We start from the raw sequence: 17,011 nt of genomic DNA on the forward strand, positions 1-17,011 counted from the left end.
TGTTACTCAAAGCCTTGATAGATAATGGTTTTGGAGTTGTGCAGTAAACCCTAAGTAGAAAATCTCCTATGAATTAAAAGTTGGGCGAGTCGCCAACTTTAAGTGTTTATAACTTTAAGTGTTTATATTTCCGTGGAATATTGTACTGATCGCAACACTTTATAATAGTAGTTATTAAGCTAGGGTGCGCGATGATGATGTTAACGTTACCAGTACCTGTTGCTTGTCAGCGTTAGAACACTGAGAACTACAGCTAAAAGATGATTCAGAATACCGGACTAGAGGCGACATGTTCTTGGTCAAATCTGGCGCTGTTGGCGTGGTAAAGGATTAAGTTTTGATCCTTCGCTTCGCTCAAGAACAGGGTTTTGATAATAAGGATAATTCGCAATGAGACAACTCTACAGCAAATCTTGGTTCATTGGCGCGATCGCGACTGGATTAATGAGTACCTTGGCAACGTCTGTGCAAGCTCAGGATATCTTTGATAATCGGGCTGTGCAATTCCCAGAGGATACGATTGTGGAATTTGAATTCCTGCAATCTCATGGATCATACCAAGCCGCGTTTGGTGTACGGAATGAAACAACCGGAGAAGAAACGATTCTGTTTCAGGAAGTCAAACCCTATGATGCTTTTGGCACAAACCAGCCAATACAACCCTCTCGTGGTCAAAACGATCTGGGGACGCAAGCGGATTTTGTCGGAACAGTTGAGGGGGGAACGATATCAAATCAATTCAACGAGTTTATGTTTAAAGCCAATAACCGCTATGTTTTCTTTCTTGAATCGGTAAGTCCTACGGGTCAAACCCGACGCCGTATTGTTTCGACCCAAAACTTGGCTCAGTTTAATGGTCGTTTGGACGGGGGAAGAAAGGGTAATATTACAGGAAGTCGCGTGTCTTGGGAAGATGGAGGACGGGTAGAGGTTGGCAATGATGATGATTTCGATGATTTTGTGATTGAGGCAGGGGGATATTTAATTGATTTGAATTGTCCGCCGATTCGGTAATCTTAAGTTTATTTAACGGATGCCTGAGTGACGGTTCCAGATGTAGTCGGCTACCTCTGGAACGTCCCCATCTCCCTTATCCTCCTGAGAGAAGCGAAGGAACAGCGGTGCTGGGTACGTCACGATCATTCCTGCACCCTGCACTCCCAAATTCAGCCAGATTGCGGAACTTGAGTGACCTGAAATCAGCCTTATGACGATATTTTGCCGCTCAGAGTAAATGTTATAATACCTAAAAGCTAGAGAGCCATAGTAGGTATAGGTTGTTATGAGTACAGTGTTAGTCGTAGAGGACGATCTCACCCAACAACATTTGCTCTCTAAGCTGCTTGAGCGTGTAGGGCTGACAGTGATTGTGGCTGGGGATGGCGTGGAGGCGCTGGAGAAAATTCAGCAATTTCACCCAAATTTGGTGATTTTGGATATTGTCCTTCCCCGGATGAATGGCTATGAAGTCTGTCGTCGTCTGAAATCGGAACCTGAGACTGAGAATATTCCGGTGTTAATGTGTTCGGCGAAAAAAGAGGATTTTGACCGCTACTGGGGAATGAAGCAAGGCGCGGATGCTTACTTAGCCAAGCCTTGTCATCCCCAAGAAATTGTCGAGACTGTAAAGAAATTATTAAAGTCCCATCATCAAGCGGCAAGCTGATGGGCAATCGTCATTCGTCATGGCTTGAGGAATATTTACAATTAACTAATTCTAGAACTTAACATTAAGTCAGGGCGGGTTTCGTCACATCTGGGAAGACAATGATAGGAGTAAAACCGCCCCAGAAAGAAGCGCCAGAAAGACGCGCCATGGCACATCTCTACATTCAACACTCAAAACGTCCTAACCCCACAGATTGCAAAAGCCCTGCCAACACATCAGGATGAGTATGACGTAATTGTAGCGCGATAGCGAGTGACTCATGCCAAATTCCGGCTTCTGCATAGAGTTGGGCTTGCTGGAGGAAATCTCCTGTCTCCAACTGACTGACGGACTAATTCTGTGGCTAATTCTCGACGCTACTCTATTTTTGAAGAGGTAGAATATAATAAGTATAAGTAGCACCGCTCTAAATACAGCGTTTTCCGACTTGCTCATCTGTTCGGCATTTAATTAAACCTTATAAATGCCAAGAATGGCAAAATCCTTGTAGTGCGAGCATCTTGCTCGCTGCTAATACCCAATTTAAATGCATGACAGCTTATAATCCACCAACACAAGAGTAGGAAAAAACTATTCCCTGGTGACTGGACTACACTGTGTTAGAAAGTGCTGTAAATCCTAGCTCCAAGCTTAACAATTCACGGGGCAGACCATTTTTCCTTAAAAAGTAAGTTGCATACACCCTCTAGAAGTCTTTGAGAGGAAGATGAGTTATTTTTCGGTAAATGCTTCCAAGATTTTGACCTATGCCTACTTGACCTATGCCTACTTACAGTGTCGGTGATGTTTTAGACATCATCAAAACTTTAACTCCTGAACAGAAGCTAGAATTACAGGGGCAACTCCCTAGTGTTTTAGCGACTATCCCGTCGGACTCAACACGTCCTGCGAAGAGTCAAAGCATGAGTGGAGTCAATATTACGGGAAGTAGTGATATTGATCTGAGTCAACTTCAAGCTGATGGGGGGAGCCAGATCAACCAAAGCAAGGCTCAAGCAACATTGCCAAATGCTGATTTGCAGGAAGCCCTGGAGCTGTTACAAAGGTTGAAGCAGGCGATCGCCTGCCATGATAAACTTAATCCTCTGGTCAAAGAAGCGGCAGAGGAAAAGATCCAGACTATCCAGAAAGAAGTAGAAAAAGCACAACCTGATAAAGATTTAGTCAGCCAAGCAATTTCAACCTTGAAAAAAGGATTGGAAGGGGTGGAAGAACTAGCAGAACCCGTAACTAAAGTGGCTAGTTTAGTGGCGAAAGCTTGGATGGTGGTCTGATGATACAGGAAGTTCCCCTAAATCCCGGTGACGGCGGTAGTGAACAGGCTATCCACGATGTATCTGTGGTCAATAGTCAAAATGTGACGTTCAATCAGACGCAAATTATCCAGATCTCAGTGGAAGAGATCAAGACTCGGACACTCATTACGACATCACCCTATAAGGGATTGAAAACGTTTGAGTTAGAGGATAAGGAGCGGTTTTTTGGGCGAGATCAATGTCTTACTGGCTTGGTGAACGAGCTAGAACAAACTAATCTGATTTTGCTTTTGGGAGCATCGGGAAGTGGCAAGTCTTCAGTCATTCGAGCCGGTTTAATTCCTTGGTTGGCTCAAAAGTGGGGCAGTTATTTTGTCAGTCTAGTCTTTACGCCGGATCGAGACCCCTTTGATTCACTCTATGCCAGTTTGTTGGGCAGGTATAAACAATCAGATTCACAGCTTGCTCGTCTTGTCAAGCCGGAAACATTAACTCAAGTGGTGCGATCGCTCAAACATCAAGATGACTACTGGTTTATCCTGATCGATCAGTTTGAGGAGTTATTTACTACTACTGAATCAGACAAGCGGAATGTTTTTATCCAAGGGTTAGTCAACCTTGTGAATACCCTAAGTAAAAAGAGCGATCACTCAGTTAAACTGGTAGCAACCATGCGGACAGACTTTCTAGATCGCTTGAGTCCCTATCCGGCTCTGATTAAACTGACGGATAAGCATCGTCCGATGATTGCTGATTTGCAAGCAGATGAGTTACGCCTAGCTATTGAGCAACCTGCTGCTCATCATGGCGTGGTGTTTGAATCAGGATTAGTGAAGGAAATTATTGATGATGTACAGGGACAAGCCGGATATTTACCCCTGTTGCAATACACCTTGAATTTGCTCTGGGAGATGGAAGTTCAGACTGAGAGCATTGAGGATCGGACGCTCAATCTCAGCAACTATCACAAGTTAGGTGGGGTGCGGGGCGCACTTCAGCAGCATGTTGATCGCATCTACAGTGCTTTGTCTGACGCCGAACAAGTCGCTACCCGGAGAATTTGTCTCAAGTTAGTTGATATTGGTGCAGATACAAAATCTGGAACAGACTGGAAACCTGTACGACGACGTGCTAACCGCTCGGAATTTAGTGAGCCGCTAGAGCAGACTGTTTTAACTCAGTTAGTGAATCAAAACCTGCTGGTGAGTAATCGGGTAAAAGAGTCTCAAGACAGCACAATCGAGATCGCCCATGAAGTATTACTTACCTCTTGGAAAACGCTGAATATTTGGATCGCGGAAAACCGTCAGGCGATCGCCCTGCGGAATCGTTTAAATGATGATGTGATTCAGTGGCAAAAGACAACATCATCTGAGGACTTGTGGTCGGGATCTCGCTTAGAGCAGGCTTTAGAACTGAGGCAGAATCAAACCTTTAATCAGGTTCTTGGTGGTTTTAGTCCAACAGCCAATCAGTTTTTAGAGCAAAGTCGGGATAAGCGCGATCAGCTAGAAAAAGAAAAACTTAGAAGAACTCAACTGACGGTGATAACGGCGATCAGTGTTGCTGTCTTACTAGGAGGTTTCTGGTGGCGCTCTGAGCGATTAAGACAAGAGACAGTATTGAGAGAAAATATTGCCACGGCAAGAAATCTATTGACCACAGACCCAACTCAAGCAGCAGTTAGATCCATCTACGTCGCAGGACAAAGCGCAGCTCACTACACAAATCTTTTGAGTTCAACAGAGAGTGTTTTGTTGGATGGTATTCAGAGAGCAAGAGAGGAAAATGTTTTCAATGAACATGAAGGACAAGTTTTATCTGTTGCCATGAGTCCTGATGGTCAAACAATCGCTAGTGCTGGGGCAGATGGCAAGGTAATACTTATTGATCTTCTAGACTTTTCAAAAGAAGTCATAGAAAATTTTCAGGATTCTTCAGCTACAAGTGTGGCATTTAGTCACAAGGGGCAATTTTTAGCAAGTGCTGATAGCAATGGAAATGTAAAAATTCGTCGATTGGAAGATCACTCTCTTGTGTGTGACTCTCCAAGCGAGGATGATAACATTTATTATCAATCAATATACGGTCTTGACCTTAAGACAATAGTGGAATTTAATCCTAAAAATGAAACTTTTTTAGTTAATGCAGGTCCCAACAATCAGATACATCAATTACAACTAAGAAATAGAAATTGCAAGAAACAAAATATTTTGACTTTAGAAGATAAAAATGTAGATCAGAATCACGATTACGAAGTATATCCTCCATTAGCGAGATCTATCGCATTTAGCCCTGATGGACAACAATTAGCTATTGGCTATGATTCTGGATTAATATTACATGATCTGTTAAATGAGACCACCCAAGTTTTATGGGAAGGAAGATCTGCAGAACCAGTTGAGTCGATATCTTTTAAAAATCGTATCTTCTTCAGTATCTGTATTGGTGAATGGGCAGAGGGTAATTCAATAACGATTAAAACACTCGATAAATCTCATAGTGACTTTAGAACTCCTGAAGGATTCACAGTACATGAAGACTGTTCTCGCGCTGTTTTAGTAGACTCTGAGACTGACAGGATTATTAGCGGTGGTAATGATCGGGGTGATCGTAGTAATTTAGTTACCTTCATCTCATGGAAAGAGAGAGATTTATTTTCATTTATTGGTCATAAAGGCAGGGTGAATGCCTTGGCAATGAGTTCCGATAAAAAGCATCTTGTCAGTGCAGGTAGTGATGGCACAGTTAGACTGTGGAGCGTAGAAAATTTTCCTAACGATGTTGCTAGTCTTTTTAGGAATCAATTCAATGAGCAGTTAGAGGTTTGGGATTTAGTTGGTCGTCAGTTAAATCTAAAGAAACAAGACGAAGCAATTGAAATTCAAGGGAAAAGCGAAAGTCTAATTAAGACAGATGGTAAAAGCACTCCATTTGTTTCTCAGCAACGATATCCCAAGAAGTTTTTCGGGTACGATGGTCAGACAGTGATAACAGTAGAAACTATCTCAGCATCTTCAAGCGAAACACCAGGTACTCCTGCTACTCTCCAACAATTAATTCTAATCAATCAAAGAGAAACAAATTCTCAATTAGGAAAAATTGAGCTGTCGGGTGAAGTTTGGTTTGCAGCCGCTAATCATAAACAGAATAAGCTCATAGTAATCAAACCAGACAAAATTGAGATTTTCAACTTCCAAGGGACACAATTAGATTCATTCCCAAACGACAAAGAAGCTAATGTTGCTGCCATTAGCCCCGATGGGAGAATGTTCGCAATAGCTAAAGAGCATTTTAGTCCTGGTTTCCGCGCTACTGCTTTACAACTCTTTGATATGAAAGGCAAAGCTATAGCAAACTTTGAGAATGAAGGTATAGTAAGCGTGTTAGGATTTAGTTCTGACAGCAGACACGTTATAACTGAGAAATTCGGTGAAATTCATTTATTTCCTGCTAATTGGCAAGCCTCCTTAGAAATTCTCTGCGATCGCCTTCGTCATCATCCTGTCTTGACTAATCCCCAAGACGAGATTGCCAGAGGTGCCAGGGAAACGTGTCAGAGTTATGCTCCAAGCTGGCAAGCCAAGTGATTGTAAGAGGTAAGGAATTTATTATGCTAGAACGGGTGAGGTAGTAAGGATTGACTAGGCAATCATCGCCGCTTCAATGAAGTTTGGCATTGTATGCTAGCCTCAAAACAGTTCTTCGCTTTGCATCAAGTCCTGTACTTTTCCTACATAACTCACTAGACTCCAGACTTCGTCTTGAACGGAATAGGTAGCTACTACATGAATATCAACGCATCTATATATATATTGATCAACGTTTAACAAGTCAAAAGCCTCGTACACCCAAACCATTCTTCGGGAACGAGACCATTGAACGGCAGTGGCACTAACCGCACCCGATGCTACCAGTAAATCTGCGGTCGCGTTGACAATTCCGGCTGGCAGTATCTTTTCCATTCCGGGCTTCGCGCCCAGAGTGACAATGTTCAGTGCTACCTTACGCGCTGTGTTACTGGGTTTGTCTTTGTACATTTATTTGAATTACCTATCAGAAAAATGATGCTCAAGATTGCTACAAGGCTAGTTGTCGAGATTTTTGAACGACCCGTTATTGGGTATAATTCCTCACGATTGTGCTTGTGATAGAGGTTTGATAAGATTGCACCTATATACTTTTACAGTATATTGTGTTGAGAATTATCAACTCTATCTTTTTGATATCCAATGTATCAACATAGGACAAAATCTGTCAAAATAGATGCAGTAGACGTTCCCATCGATGCCGTTATGCCCCAAACACACATCCGATTTGATTGGGCGATTAAAAAATTACTGAGAAACAAAGCCAATTATGGTGTTTTGGCAGGTTTCTTGAGTGAGTTGTTGAGGAAACCAATTACGATTCAATCAATACTCGAAGGTGAAAGCAATCAACAAGCCGAGGATGACAAGCTAAATCGAGTCGATATTCTCGCGAAAAATGACCAGGGAGAATTAATTCTCATTGAAGTGCAAAACAGTACAGAGCAAGATTATTTTCACCGGATGCTCTACGGCACATCCAGATTAATTACCGACTTTCTGGAAAAAGGAGAACCCTACGGGAACGTCAAAAAAGTCTATTCAGTGAATATCGTCTACTTTTCTTTGGGACAGGGAGATGATTATATTTACCACGGGACATTAGAGTTTCGGGGGCTTCATTTAGATGATAAATTAGGTCTATCAATTAATCAGCGGAAGTTGTTTAATAGTCAAGATGTTTATGAGATTTTCCCGGAGTATTATGTGATTAAAATCAACAACTTTAACGAGGTGGCTTCCGATACCCTAGATGAATGGATATATTTCCTGAAAAAGAGCCAAATCAAAGAAGAATTTACTGCCCAAGGGTTAGCGGAAGCGAAGGAAAAATTACTAGTCGATAGTTTGAGTGAAGCAGAAAGAGCTAACTACCTGAGATTTATGGAGAATCGACGCTACGAAATTAGCCTAATAGAAAGTTCTCGCTCAGAGGGAAGATTGGAGGGTTTAGAAGAGGGACTCAAGGAGGGTATGGAGCAAGGTAAACAGCAGGAAAAGACGAACATAGCCAGAATCTTAAAACAACAAGGGACTGATATTGATACCATCACAGCAGCAACCGGACTGACTAGGGAAGAGATTGAGGAACTATGAACCAGCCAATCATTCAAGTTGATGCCTTCACCTGTACCCCATTTACGGGTAATCCAGCCGCTGTCTGTGTTCTACCGACTCCCCAACCGGATAGCTGGATGCAGAATGTGGCACAGGAGATGAATCTGTCTGAAACTGCCTTTTTGGTTCCTCAAGAGGATGGGTTTAATCTGCGTTGGTTTACCCCGACAGTAGAAGTCCCTCTTTGTGGTCACGCTACCTTAGCTAGCGCCCATGTTTTGTGGTCAGAGGGTCATCTGTCCCCGGAGAAACCCGCCCGTTTTTATACCAAAAGCGGCATACTCATCGCCCAGCGTCAGGGTGAATGGATTGAGTTAGACTTCCCGGTGAATCATTCCCAACCCACAACCGTCCCCCCAAACCTTGCGTCAGCCTTAGGTGTACCGATTCAGTCCGTTTGGCAGAATTCTTTGGGCTATTTGGTGGAAGTGGAATCGGAAGAGAGGGTGCGACATCTACAGCCCAATTTTGGCTTACTCAAAACTTTACCGATATCTGATGTTATGGTTACCAGTCAGACTGATTCGGGTTCGGAGTATGATTTTGTTTCTCGTTTCTTTGCACCAGGGTTAGGGATTGATGAAGATCCGGTGACGGGTGCAGCCCATTGTTGTCTAGCACCTTTCTGGCGCGATCGCATCCGTAAAAATGAGTTCTTAGCCTATCAAGCCTCCCATCGAGGAGGGGTCGTCAAGGTACGCTATACCGGAAGCGATCGCGTCATTTTGGGCGGACAAGCGGTTACCGTGATGCGGGGGGAATTGACGGTAATGGAGAATCAGAGGACTTAGTAGCGAGCAAGATGCTCGCACTACGAAGATTTCGTTATGATTGACATTACGGTTTGGCTGCCGAACGGCTTACTTGATAACCTCGATCGCTCTGATATAAAGGAGAAGGCGTTTCTGTTTCCTGTTGCACTTGCAAAAAATCGCACAGAATCGTAGCCGCTAAATCCGCCACACCAAATCTCTTTTTATAGACTTCTAAATGAGCGTGGGGAATGGCTTCAAACAGGAGGCGCTGTTGGGGAAATAGAATCCGTTCAAAGTACCAATTGGGAATATCAGTGATCCGAATGAGCTGAATCTGTTGGCTGGTATTTGTATAGTAACAGAGAATTCGATTGGTGTATTCAGTCGGTAAGGAATTAAGCATGGGAAGTGATACCACAGGAAGGAACCAATTATCGATGAATGAAGCCACAGTCCACCCCATCAAGGTGTTCAGCATAAGTGGTAAAGGGGGAAATGGCTAAAGGACAAGCTTTCCATTTTCCCTGTACAGCCACGCCTAGCTGTTGACAAGTAACCTCCCCAGCCTTTTTGGGGTTGATAGTGACCACAATGACGACAGATTGATACTGCATGGTTGATGGTTCTCATGATTTTATTAAAATGGGTTGATTAAAAATTAGTTGAGACAGTGGCAGCTATCTGACAATAAATAATTCATGCCTTCACGAATATACGATTCCATGTGTAATCGCATTTCCAATGAATAATAGGGAAACGTATGCTTACTGCACAGTTTTTTGCCTTGTTCAACAGCTACAGTCTGGGGATCATTCGATAGTTTACACAAAACGTAGAATAGTAAATCCTGGCGTAGATTGGGACAGGTGAAAAAAATTCGGCAAAATTTGTCTGGATAAGCGTCTAAGGCGTTTTCAATTTCTTCTTGGATTACTTTCAACAGGCGGTTTTCAACTGGCAAATTTTTGATCATGGTTATACTCCAAAATTGATTCGGGTGTTTAGGTTTTAACACAAGTCAAGCACAGCGATTCAGTCGTTGATTTTAAGCCTAAAATTCCCTTGAATAGACACAGTATCTCATGTCTATACTGGATAGCTGGTCATCCCTAATGGTAGTTACCTGAATCGACGGCGGACTTGTTTGGAGAACTTGAGCCAGTTGTTTGGGAATTTGGGCAAAAATTTAAACGGGTTGATTTATTAAAAATGGTTGAGTTATCAAAATGGCAAAAGAACACTGTATTTTTGGCTCTCTTGCCTCATGTTTAAACAGTAATCAATGCCATACATTCAGAGACAACTGACTCAGGTTCCCCCAAACCTCAATCCAGACTATCTTCAAAAAGGGTTAGGTTTTGAGGACAAACTTGTTTGATTGTGACACTCATGAGATGGGCACTTTCTTCGAGAATATCTTGCAGATAACCGAACTGGGATAATTCAGCTTCTTGGATTGTGCCAAAGGGACCAAAGTAGTAAACACACCAAGGATGATCGGTGATGACTTCCAACCAATAGGCTAATCCCAGTTTGGATAAGATTTCTAAAGACAGTTCTGTTTTTAAGTTCATATCATGATTATCTCCCTCAATGTTATCGGCGGACTGGTTAAGCAAAGGTTAAGTAGTTTCGGCGACAAAATCCTCGATCGCCTCGTGTAAGGCTTGAGTCATCTGGTGTACCGAGTCTTGAATCATTTGCAGATACTCTAACTGTTGATCGTCGCTCAGGTGTCCCTGGGAATCTTCTAGGAGTTTGAGGAAAATCTTGATCAGGAGCATCTGCTCTTCTAGCTCTTGGGAGATTTTATAGGTAAATCCATACTTTAAGTGACTCAAGTTAGTTGGAGGGGAGTTAGTCGGTCTTACCTGTTGCAAGAGTTCCATTTTCTGAAAACCTACCTTCTCATTTTTCAAAAGCTTGGAAGCTTGTAATCCTTTTCTGTTTTATAGACTACATGATCCCCAGAATTCGTCAAGGTTTTTGTTTGTTTTTTCTTTCTGAATTTGTTGAATTTAAATTAAAAACGTTTGCATTTGTTTTTTTTCACATAACTTAATAGTTATTAGGTTGTTTTTTAATGGATTTAACAAAGTGCTACTTTAGGTAAACTTATGCTAGACTCCAGTTCGAGCCGATTTATCCTAGTCTATAGGGTGATCTATCAACATCGCGTTGAGATTGATTATCAATATGTATAAGTTAGTATGATTTGGCGTGTTTTTTCTAGATCACCTACATAACTAGCGCCAATCCGATAACCGAATTGAGGTTCATCAACTACCAATTCAATCATCCCAGTTTAGGAGAGCCAGATTGGATGTTGAAATGCACCTTGTCGCGTCCATTCAACATCAACAAAGGGATTATTGTATAGCAGTGTTACCGTTTCTTCAGAACCTCCCCAACAGGATGCGATCGCGGAATCGGAAGTTGAGAACGGTGGAGGTATGATATGGGTAAACGATCGCTGTCGGCAAATGCACAGGGTATCATCCAAGCCAAAGAAGCCATGGCGCGGAAACAGTGGACTCATCAAGTGCTGGCGAAAAAAGTTGGCGTGAAGACTCGCCTATCCATCAGTAAATTTTTTGCGGGTCGTCCCGTTGAGCGACGGATTTTCATTGAGATTTGCCGACAACTGGATTTATCCTGGCAAGAGGTGGCGACTCAGGTTCCAGACGAGAGGCTATCCCCGGCGAGGAATCCTGCGGCAAATCAGCCTGTTGAACTCAACGCCTTAGTGGCTGAGGTTCGTGCTTGCTGCCAGGATCAGATTGAGACTCAATTGGATACCGTGCAATTATGGGATGTGCCTCAACCAATTTCCCTAGCGGATATTTATATTGATGTAGAGGTTTGGCAAGATATCCCCAACCGACGCTGGTTCGACTTGGCGGATTGGCGGCGACATTTTCAGGTGAATCGGGATCAGTTTTATGAGTTGAGTCCGGATGGAACCTCTCAGGAACGAGTGTTGGCAATGGCGGTATTGGCTAGACTTACCAACCTGATTATATGGGGGAAACCGGGAACGGGTAAAACGACGTTTTTGCAGTATGTAGCGACTCAGTGTAATCACGGCAACTTTGCCCCAGATCGGGTGCCGATTTATATTGAATTGAGGGATTTGGTGCAAGATGCCAATACGCTGAGTTTGCTGGATTATATCTGCCAAGACTTTAGCGATCGCGGTGTCTCTGGGGAAACGGTGAAAACCTTACTCCAAGCGGGAAAACTGCTGATTTTGCTAGATGGCTGGGATGAAGTCTCCCCGTCGAGGCGTTTTTCCCTCTTTAACAAACTGCGGTGGTTCTGTAATCGTTATCCTAAAAATCGCTATGTGATCACCTGTCGCACTGGGGCGGATTTGTATCGGTTTGGTCGATTTACTGAGGTGGAACTCGCCGATTGGACGTTGACTCAAATTAGCGATTTTGCCCAGAAGTACTTTGTGGCGGTGGCTGGTGTGAATTGGGAGAAGGGGTTAGCGAAAGCGGCTGAGTTTAGGGTACAACTGGAGTATCCGGAAAACCGGACGATTCAGGACATGGCAAAAACCCCTCTATTACTCAGTTTCATCTGTCATGTCTTCCAATCCCAAGCCCATTTTCCTCGCCAACAGGCTAGACTCTATCAGGAAGGATTGGATATTCTGCTCCAGAAATGGGATGATGGCAAAGGGGTTGAGCGAGATTCCGCTGAACAACCCTTGTCTTTGGTGAATCGGTTGAAGTTGTTGGATCAAGTGGCGTCTGTTACCTTTACTCAACAGCGGTATTGCTTTGCTCAATCTCAGGTGGAACACTATATTGGTGACTATCTGCAAACACTCCCAGATTATCAAGACGTTGATCCAGTTGGCTTACAAATACAGAGTCAAGGGATTTTAAACGCGATTGAATGTCACCATGGAGTATTGGTAGAGCGATCGCGGCGACTCTATTCCTTTGCGAATTGGAGTATTCAGCAATACCTCACCGCTAGAGAGTTTACCACGAAAACAGCCCAAAACCCCGACGCGATCGCGGAATTAGTGACGCACTTGACCGAACAATCCTGGCGGGAGGTGTTTTTATTCACCGTCACCCGATTGCGTCACCCTGAAGGATTAATCCAGGCGATGAAACAAGGGGTGGATCAGTTATTGATACCGGATCAGCGGTTAGGGCAATTCGTGAACTGGATAGATCATCGCTCCAAATCTAGCCCATTATCTCACAAGTCAGCCGCCGTGCGTGCCTTTGATTTTGCCCTGGCTTTAATTTTGGATCAGGCGTTAGTCCAAACACTCAATTCATATCGGCTTAATCAACCTTTGGAAGCGCCACCGTTACAGCAATTACCCTCATGCTTATCCTTACCCCAAAAATTGGACGTTGAGTTTACATTACCGGAGGCGTTAGCGTTTAAAACGAAGGAATATTTACCCAAGGAGTCGTTTCCGCCACCGTTATATCGGGCTTTAATCCTTAACGCTACCCTGGATTATAGTCTCAAGTTTAACCTCGCTCTTAATCCTGAGCGTCTGGGTCAATTAGCGCGATCGCTCAACACTTTACTCCATCCGGTGTTTGAGTTTCAATCTAACCTGGAGATATTGAACCAATGGTGGTCGAATCATCGTCACTCTTGGATCGAGCGAGTCTGCTTTTTCCTGGGACAACATCACCAAGGGGAACATGATTGGCAGTTTAGCAGAAACCAGAGGCGATCGCTATGGGATTATTATGACGCCAATCAATTATTGGTGGATTGTTTAAGGATCAGTGATGATCTCAATACTCAGGTGCAGCAACACATTGAGGACGAGTTATTTATGTATCGGGAATAGGGAGATAGGGGAGATGGGGAAGATGGGGGAGATGATTCAACCCTGAGTCAGGGCGGGTTTTGTACCAACGTTAGCATCAATAGTAAAACGTGATTCCCTAAACCCGCCCCTACACCATCACAATTTGGTCATTTGGGCGGGTTTTGTACTAACGATATTATCAATAGTGAAACGTGATTCCCTAAACCCGCCCCTACTATTTCAATCCTAATAACTGCGCCACAATTGGTAAAACTGCATTCGCGCGATCGCTATCCAATTCCTCTTCCCCTATCCCCGGTGTCTCAACTGAGGTTCCCCGTTTAACTCGTTCACCGATTTGTCGTCGTTCAGCCGTAGAAAAGCTGGCAAAGGTGCGGCGTAATAAGGGTAATATCTCGGTAAAGGTTTCCCCCGGAAGCTGAGTAATCCAATCATCAATTATCTGCCACAAGGTATGGTCATGTACGAGTAACAATCCACTCCCCTGCAAAAACCCTTCTATCCAAGCCGCCGCTTGAGGGGGTTCACTGGCGTGAGATAGAGCAAATTCTAACCGACGGGAGGCGTCATTTCCCTTAAATACCCCAGCATTTAATAATAATCGACAACTTCGACCCGCGAGTAACCCATTCAGGTTGGCTTGATCTGCCAGTTGCAATAACACCTGTTGCCAGGATTGTTTATACTCCTGATTATTTAACAGAGAAATCGCGTAATTCATCTGTTGGATACGCTGATCGATATGTCGCGCCGCGTCATCATCCAGAGACGCACAAGCCAGGGGTAAACCCAGACAAATCCGCGTCACCAACCCATCCACCACCGAGGTAATCATCCGGGTATCGGTTTGGCGCACATTTCCGTAGCGTAATACCTGCGCCAATGGGAGTAACGCCTCCATTAATTGGGCGACATCTCGGTTAAGGGTGGCTTCAGTTTGCAGGCGATGCATCACCTCCGGTAAGGCATCAGGTAAGTTTGCCAATAAAACAGTTTCGACTAACTGAGTCAGACTGGGTAACGCTTGCGCCTGTTGTGCCTGATTTCGGGTGTATGCTGTCGCCGCTGTATCAATCGTATTCCCCCAAATCCCGGCTTCAATCAGTTTCACCGCAAATTCCGGATGCCATTGCAGCCGCCATCCTTCTTTAAAGGTTCCTTTCCCCCTTGTCGATTGCCGTATCCCCCAAGGAATACCGAGTAAATTGAGACGATGGAGAAGATGCGATCGCGCTAAGTCGTTCGTTTTGCGTAAATCGAGTTCATACTGTTTCTCGGTGGGATTAGCGGGGAGGCGTAAGCGTTTCTGCTGCTGCTGTAAATCTCGTTGTAAGGGAACCATGGGCGTATCATCAGGAACCTCTCCCAATCGTTCACCCACAATCAGTTGATCCTGAATTAAACCCATCGGCAGATCACTGCCAAAACAGAGAACCGTTTGCGTGGCTTCATTTAACTCAAGCAAACCCGGTAACGAGCGATCGCGCAATGCTGCCAAAGATTCCGCTAACCGTACCGCTTCAATCATAAGGGCAGATGAGGCATCTAAATCTTCCTGACGCAACAACTGCGCCACCTTAATCAACCACCGAATCGCGATCGCTGATTGTTGATGGTTGATTGTTGATAGTGTAGGGGCGGGTTTAGGGACTTTCTGGTCACGATTGATAGTAACGTTGGTACAAAACCCGCCCTGAATCAGGGTTGAATCAACTCCCTCATCTCCCCCATCTTCCCCATCTTCCCCATCTCCCTCATCTCCCCCATCCTGATAACAATCCCACAAATGACCATACCAACCCGGCGATTCAACACCCGCCCCATAGCCACTCTTAAATGCCAGTCGCCCATAAGTCCAAGGTATCCAAGTGGCTTCAACTTTCGTTTTCGCCAATCCTTTCAGCAACGCATTATCCGCTTTCGCCGCAGGCATATCCACCAAAGCGGGAGCGTGCCATGCACCACAGACGACAGCAATGCGTTGAAATCCTTCTTTTTGCGCCGCCCGAATCTGTTTCCGCATATAGGCTTCCCGTTGCGCTTCCCTAGGGTTATCTCTAGGGGGTATCTCTTGGCGCAACGCCGTCATTGCCGCTAAAATCGCCTCAAATACATCCGTACTCTCCTGGCGATGTTCAACTAACTGTTCCCACCAGCGTTCCCCATCACTATACCCAGCAATTCTTGCCAAATAACCCAAAGGATCATAGTAAATCTCATCCTCTCCCCCATCTATGAAATGGGGTTTGGAGACCAAACCCCTACAACTCTCATCTCCCTCAGCCAACTGATGCACCAAAGGCAAATCCATAAACCGTACCGGAATCCCTTGAGTTAAGGCATAATCAATCCCTTGCCATTCTGGGGAAAAAATAGCAAAAGGATAATAAACCGCCCGTTGGGGTTGGTCGGGTCTATAAACCAATAACGCTACAGGCAGTTGCATCTGGGGATGGGTGACTAACGGGAGCATCCCATCCCCATCCGGGGGACCTTCCACCAAAAGGATATCCGGGTTAAGACGATGCAGAGAATGACAGAGCGATCGCGCACATCCGGGTCCATGATGACGTATACCAAAGATATGGATGCTCATGTTTTCGTCTGACTCCCCTGCATATAGCGTTTTTTTTGTCAAATCAGCAACCGATGGCGTTGCCAAAATTGTGTCGTTGAGATCGGCGTGTAATATTTGTAGTGCTTGATCCTTAAAACTGCCAGATTGTTGGCAGAATCAGCAATTAGAGGATTTTTTGACTCAATATATTGATAAAAGCGAATATAAACCCAATATCTCATGGTTAATTTATCTTCATAAATCATACTACAGTCCCCGCACAACGGCAAGATAAGGGTTTCCAGTTGTTTTTTAGCTGTTCACATTCCTTAACATAAAACGTATCATTTGCTTTACTTGACAGATTTAAACGGTTAACCGACAGACTATAAAGTTTCACTTATACTAATACCCTTTCAAAATAAAATAGGAGGATCGTCATTGGTGAATCTTGTTCCCCTTCTCCCCACGGTTCGGAGTTGGGGTTAGGGGATGAGGGGGAAAATGTCGAGGAGTAGATAGACAAATTAAATCCGGCTGATAGAGTTTCACAGCTTCAATCATTACCTGATCATTTAAGCCTAATTCAATCGAAACCTGATCACCCCGATACGCCAACTCTAAATGAGTGTGCTGGGTTAAACTATTGTATGCTGTGGCTAAACAGTAATATCTTCATGGATGCAACCTCTAGATTCTATTGATTGACTTGAATGATGTCATGATCAATGAGAAATAAATGACATAA

At 44.1% G+C, this 17,011-nt stretch carries 16 protein-coding genes; 7 read left to right on the forward strand and 9 right to left on the reverse strand.

Annotated features, from left to right (window positions below):
* Positions 1-390: 390 nt before the first annotated feature.
* Together RID53_RS17035 and RID53_RS17040 are read left to right on the forward strand one after the other, a co-directional pair.
* Entirely contained in the window at positions 391-1,014 is a 624-nt protein-coding gene (locus tag RID53_RS17035) for a hypothetical protein (RefSeq protein ID WP_446389224.1), read from the forward strand.
* A 268-nt stretch (positions 1,015-1,282) separates the two neighbouring features.
* Entirely contained in the window at positions 1,283-1,666 is a 384-nt protein-coding gene (locus RID53_RS17040) for a response regulator transcription factor (RefSeq protein ID WP_006099434.1), read from the forward strand.
* 166 nt (positions 1,667-1,832) lie between these two features.
* Here RID53_RS17040 and RID53_RS17045 read toward each other — a convergent pair whose 3' ends face one another.
* Positions 1,833-1,988 carry a DUF928 domain-containing protein gene (locus RID53_RS17045; RefSeq protein WP_446354715.1) on the reverse strand — a complete coding sequence of 52 codons (156 nt, stop codon included), beginning with the start codon at positions 1,986-1,988 and terminating at the stop codon, positions 1,833-1,835.
* Positions 1,989-2,430: 442 nt separating this feature from the next.
* Here RID53_RS17045 and RID53_RS17050 point away from each other — a divergent pair, with 442 nt between their 5' ends.
* Both RID53_RS17050 and RID53_RS17055 read left to right on the forward strand, forming a co-directional pair.
* Positions 2,431-2,943, forward strand: coding sequence for a hypothetical protein (locus tag RID53_RS17050; protein WP_446389225.1), 513 nt, complete (start codon positions 2,431-2,433; stop codon positions 2,941-2,943).
* On the forward strand, positions 2,943-6,515 hold the full coding sequence (locus RID53_RS17055; RefSeq protein WP_446389226.1) for an NACHT and WD repeat domain-containing protein: 3,573 nt from the start codon (positions 2,943-2,945) through the stop codon (positions 6,513-6,515). Before RID53_RS17050 ends, RID53_RS17055 begins: the two co-directional genes overlap by 1 nt.
* Positions 6,516-6,617: 102 nt before the next feature.
* Here the strand turns inward: RID53_RS17055 and RID53_RS17060 are convergent, their stop codons facing one another.
* Positions 6,618-6,965, reverse strand: a complete 348-nt coding sequence (locus tag RID53_RS17060; RefSeq protein WP_446389227.1) for a hypothetical protein — start codon at positions 6,963-6,965, stop codon at positions 6,618-6,620.
* Positions 6,966-7,220: 255 nt separating this feature from the next.
* Between RID53_RS17060 and RID53_RS17065 the strand changes: the two genes are divergently transcribed.
* The gene (locus RID53_RS17065; protein WP_446389323.1) at positions 7,221-8,111 is read left to right on the forward strand and encodes an Rpn family recombination-promoting nuclease/putative transposase; all 891 of its coding nucleotides are present in this window, start codon (positions 7,221-7,223) and stop codon (positions 8,109-8,111) included.
* Positions 8,108-8,923, forward strand: a complete 816-nt coding sequence (locus RID53_RS17070; protein ID WP_446389228.1) for a PhzF family phenazine biosynthesis protein — start codon at positions 8,108-8,110, stop codon at positions 8,921-8,923. Before RID53_RS17065 ends, RID53_RS17070 begins: the two co-directional genes overlap by 4 nt.
* 46 nt (positions 8,924-8,969) lie before the next feature.
* On the opposite strand, the gene RID53_RS17075 is transcribed toward RID53_RS17070, so the two are convergent.
* The 5 genes from RID53_RS17075 to RID53_RS17095 form a co-directional block, all read right to left on the reverse strand.
* The gene (locus tag RID53_RS17075; RefSeq protein WP_446389229.1) at positions 8,970-9,338 is read right to left on the reverse strand and encodes a DUF1830 domain-containing protein; all 369 of its coding nucleotides are present in this window, start codon (positions 9,336-9,338) and stop codon (positions 8,970-8,972) included.
* Complete coding sequence (locus tag RID53_RS17080; RefSeq protein WP_446389230.1) at positions 9,319-9,501, reverse strand: hypothetical protein; 183 nt, start codon at positions 9,499-9,501, stop codon at positions 9,319-9,321. The genes RID53_RS17075 and RID53_RS17080 overlap by 20 nt, the downstream gene beginning before the upstream one ends.
* Before the next feature lie 44 nt (positions 9,502-9,545).
* Positions 9,546-9,860 carry a hypothetical protein gene (locus RID53_RS17085; protein WP_446389231.1) on the reverse strand — a complete coding sequence of 105 codons (315 nt, stop codon included), beginning with the start codon at positions 9,858-9,860 and terminating at the stop codon, positions 9,546-9,548.
* A gap of 352 nt (positions 9,861-10,212) precedes the next feature.
* Complete coding sequence (locus RID53_RS17090; RefSeq protein ID WP_446389232.1) at positions 10,213-10,461, reverse strand: DUF1816 domain-containing protein; 249 nt, start codon at positions 10,459-10,461, stop codon at positions 10,213-10,215.
* Between the two features lie 48 nt (positions 10,462-10,509).
* A complete protein-coding gene (locus tag RID53_RS17095) occupies positions 10,510-10,776 on the reverse strand; it encodes a hypothetical protein (RefSeq protein WP_446389233.1) in 267 nt (88 codons plus the stop codon).
* 569 nt (positions 10,777-11,345) lie between these two features.
* On the opposite strand from RID53_RS17095, the gene RID53_RS17100 reads away from it, so the two are divergent.
* The gene (locus tag RID53_RS17100) at positions 11,346-13,724 is read left to right on the forward strand and encodes an NACHT C-terminal helical domain 2-containing protein (RefSeq protein ID WP_446389234.1); all 2,379 of its coding nucleotides are present in this window, start codon (positions 11,346-11,348) and stop codon (positions 13,722-13,724) included.
* Positions 13,725-13,920: 196 nt separating this feature from the next.
* Here RID53_RS17100 and RID53_RS17105 read toward each other — a convergent pair whose 3' ends face one another.
* Both RID53_RS17105 and RID53_RS17110 read right to left on the reverse strand, forming a co-directional pair.
* Positions 13,921-16,302, reverse strand: coding sequence for a DUF5682 family protein (locus tag RID53_RS17105; protein WP_446389324.1), 2,382 nt, complete (start codon positions 16,300-16,302; stop codon positions 13,921-13,923).
* Positions 16,303-16,340: 38 nt separating this feature from the next.
* The gene (locus tag RID53_RS17110) at positions 16,341-16,529 is read right to left on the reverse strand and encodes a hypothetical protein (RefSeq protein ID WP_446389235.1); all 189 of its coding nucleotides are present in this window, start codon (positions 16,527-16,529) and stop codon (positions 16,341-16,343) included.
* Positions 16,530-17,011: the final 482 nt, after the last annotated feature.

The organism is Coleofasciculus sp. B1-GNL1-01, assembly GCF_040220235.1.
Taxonomy (GTDB): domain Bacteria; phylum Cyanobacteriota; class Cyanobacteriia; order Cyanobacteriales; family Coleofasciculaceae; genus Coleofasciculus.